Annotated in this window: 2 protein-coding genes and 1 pseudogene; 1 reads left to right on the forward strand and 2 read right to left on the reverse strand. The window is 67.3% G+C overall.

The features are described 5' to 3' along the window. A pseudogene (locus tag H7290_RS05685) lies at positions 1–896 on the reverse strand (hypothetical protein); the annotation flags it as partial. 42 nt (positions 897–938) lie between these two features. Between H7290_RS05685 and H7290_RS05690 the strand changes: the two are divergent. After that, entirely contained in the window at positions 939–2,156 is a 1,218-nt protein-coding gene (locus H7290_RS05690) for a hypothetical protein (RefSeq protein ID WP_290513047.1), read from the forward strand. A 91-nt stretch (positions 2,157–2,247) separates the two neighbouring features. Here H7290_RS05690 and H7290_RS05695 read toward each other — a convergent pair. Next, the coding region (locus H7290_RS05695) for a LamG-like jellyroll fold domain-containing protein (protein ID WP_366927600.1) at positions 2,248–3,609 on the reverse strand (1,362 nt) is incomplete at its 5' end.

The raw sequence follows: 3,609 nt of genomic DNA on the forward strand, positions 1-3,609 counted from the left end.
AGGGCGAGGGCGAGACCCACGGCGCCGGCCACCGACAGAGTCAACAGGAGACGCCGGTCGTCGTGCCACATCGTCACGAACCCCACGACGATGACGGCTGCAATGACGAGCCCCACCACGACAGCGATGAGGAGGGTTCGCGACGTCGGGACGACCTCGGTGTTCCAGATGCCTCCGAGCGACAGGGCAGAGCTGAGCTTGCTGAATGACCCCTCGCTTTGCAGGTCGAAGAGATCGACGGCGCGCGGGTCACTCTTGGCAATGTCTGCGTGCAAGATGCCTGCGACGACCCACGGGGCGTTGAGGAGTGCTGCCAGGAACGTGAGACGTACCAGCCCGTGCCGCCATCCGACGACTGCCGCGAGCAGCAGCCCCATGACGCCAGTCGCCGGCGTCAGCGCCGTGGCTGCGGGCGCGACGGTCACCGTGCGCCAACGCGGTGACTCCTCGCTCAGTGCCCCGACCAACCACGGGAATGCCGCGACGGCGAGCAACAACGGCCACTGCCCGAGGACGAGACGCTCGGCGACGTAGGGGTTCCACACCGCGAACGTCGCGCCGGCCAGCTGCGCGACAAGGAACCGTCGGCGCAGCAGCCGTCCGGTGCCCCAGGCCAGCAGGAACAACGCGAGGAACAGCAGCGCACGCTGCACCAGCGCGGCCGGAAGCACAACGTTCAGGAGTGCCGACACGGCGTCCGACGGGACGGCCCTCGGCAGGCCCGACCCCAGCCCCCAGACCTCGGGGCGGTCGAGATCGAGGTGCGGCACCCACACCATGTCGTACGACAGCACGTAGCCCCGGCCGAAGAACGGGAGGCACACCAGAAGGGCGAGGAACGCTGACCACCCGGGCAGCACGGCACCGTACAGATCAATGTCCCGCCACCGTCGCATGCTGCACCTGCTCCTATCGGCCCCGCCCGCTATTGTGCCGTGGTGAGTACCGCGCGCACCACCATGACCGGCGGGTCACTCGTCGCCGCCGGGATGATGGGCATGAACATCACGGTGTACGGCTTCAACGTGCTGGCCGCGCACCTGTTGCTTCCGCGCGAATTCGGGGCGCTCACAGCGCTTTTCGGCATCCTCCTCGTCGGGTCCGTAACCTCGCTGGGCCTGCAGGCCGTCACCGCACGACGGCTCGCCGTCGACCCGCAGCTCGAGGACGAAATCGTCAGCGCGACCGCGCGCGTCACGGTGCTGGTCGCCTCCTGCGTCGGGCTCCTCGTCGCCACGTCGAGCATCGTGCTCACCCCGGCGCTCAAGCTCGACAGCTATTGGCCAGTGCTGCTGTGCGGCGTCGCACTTGTGCCACTGACGATCATGGGCGCCGAGTCCGGTGTCGCACAGGGCACTTCACGATGGGGTTCGCTGACGACGATCTACCTCGGCAACGGCATCGGGCGCCTCGCGGGCGGAACGATCGCGCTGCTCGTCTCGCCGACCGTCACCTCCGCCATGGTCGGCATTGCGATCGGCTCCTGGCTCCCAGCCATCGCCGGCGCCAAGCTGCTCCTGGGCCGACGACACGCCGCAAACGGTGAGCCGGTCAGCAGCCGGCCGCTCGTGCGTGAGGCCCTGCTGTCGACGCATGCGCTGCTGGCCTACTTCGTGCTGAGCAACATGGACTCCCTCATCGCCCGCAACCGCTTCGACGTGCACGAGAGCGGCCTGTACGCGTCCGGGCTCATCTTGGCGAAGGCGGCACTGTTCTTCCCGCAGTTCGTCAGCGTCGTCCTGTTCCCCGACCTTGCGCGGGCGAACACCAACCAGGCCAGGCTGCGAGCGGTGGCGCTGGTCACCGGCTTCGGCACAATCGCCGTGATCGCCACTGCCGCACTCCCCCGGGTGGCCCTCGTCCTGGTCGGCGGAAGCAAGTACGACGAGATCACCGGCAGGCTCTGGCTCTTCGCCCTCGCCGGATCGTTCCTCGCCGTCGTCCACCTGCTCGTCTTCGACGCGCTGGCTCGTCACGCCCACGGCATCGTGCCGATGATCTGGGTGGCTGTCGGGGCCGTCATCGCCTCCGCCTATGGGCTGAATGTCGGCATCTCCGGGCTGGCACTGACCATTGCGGTCGTCGCTGCCGCCCTTGCCTCGGTCGTCTTCTTCTTTGCGCCTGCCACCCGCACGGATCACCCGACGGCGACGTGACGGTTTCGACGAGACGATGACAACGAGACGATGACAACGTGACAGTGCCCGCACACCCCGAGGACGTGCGGGCACTGCTGTCACCGCTGGCTCAGTTCGACGTGCCTCCCTGCTGCTGCACCGACGCGACCTCGGTGCCGGACAGCGCCCGGTCGTAGGTCCGCACGTCATCGACTGATCCCTTGAGGAAGTCGACGCTCGCACCGTTGTACTTCGCACGGCCGATCGTCAGCGGACCCGTCGAGGTGTCGCCGATGCACTGCCCGGAGACCCCTTGCTTCTCACCGTCGACGTACAACGTGTAGCTGCCGGCCACGGCATCCCGCACACCCGTGAGGTGATACCACGTGCCCGCCTCGGCGGTGGTGCTGGCGTAGGCCCGACCACCGACCGTCGAGAAGGCGAACTTGTTCTGCCCGCCGTCGTACTGCAGGAAGAACGCCGACGACTGAGCCCCGTCCTGGCTCACCACGGTGCGGAACCCTCCTCCGGTCTCGTCGAGCTTGACCCAGGCGGCGACCGAGAAGCTGCCACTCGTGTCGACTGCGGTGCCAGCCGTCTGGGCTGCACCCGCCCCATTGAGCTTCAGCGCTTTTCCGGCCTTGCCGTCGGCCCACGCAGCGTCGCCGCTGAGCGTCAGGTCGGCATCGCCCACGGCGTCGTCTGACGTTGAGCCGGTGCCCTCGTCGGTGGCGTAGCGATGGGTGCCACCGAGTCCGGGAGTGCCCGGCGGCTGGTCCGCCGCAGACTGACCGAGGTTGCCCGAGTGGGACAGCTTCTCGTTGATCTCCCGGACGGGACCGCTCAGCATCTTCTGCACCTGCCGGTCGTAGGTGAAGAAGCCGTTGACCTCATCCTCCACGTCGGTGATCTGCGTGTAGATGCCGCCGGACAGGCCACACTTCTGGCTGTACTCCAGGAGCTTCGACTGGTTCTGGACGTAGAGGTCGGTGAGCTCCTGGATCGAGTTGGCCATCTGGTAGGCGCCTGGGATTCCGGGCCACATGTGCCCCTCCACCTTGAGCCCGAATCCACCGTGCTCACCGTCGATCGCAGCCCGGTCGGCTGTGGGGCTCAGAGTCGCCGGCCCGGTGTAGGCATGCCAGTCGATGACATCGCCCTTGCCCGAGTCGCCCTTGGAGTTGCAGCAGTTGACGCCACTGTGAGCGTTGACCAACCGCGACGGATCCTGCGCCTTGACCGACTCGGCGATACGACCGGTCTCATCCTTGTTCCACTCGCCCCAGCCCTCGTTGAAGGGCACCCAGCCGATGATCGACGTCCACCCGATGTGCTGGCGGATCATGGTGTGCATCTCCTTCTCGAACTGCGCCTGCACGGCCTTGGGCGGGTCGCCCTCGTTGAGCGACGGCATGTCCTGCCACACCATCAGCCCGAGCTTGTCGGCCCAGTAGAACCAGCGATCGGGCTCGACCTTGATGTGCTTGCGCAC

Origin of the sequence: Aeromicrobium sp. (genome assembly GCF_014378035.1) — a bacterium.
In the GTDB taxonomy this organism is placed as follows: domain Bacteria; phylum Actinomycetota; class Actinomycetes; order Propionibacteriales; family Nocardioidaceae; genus Aeromicrobium.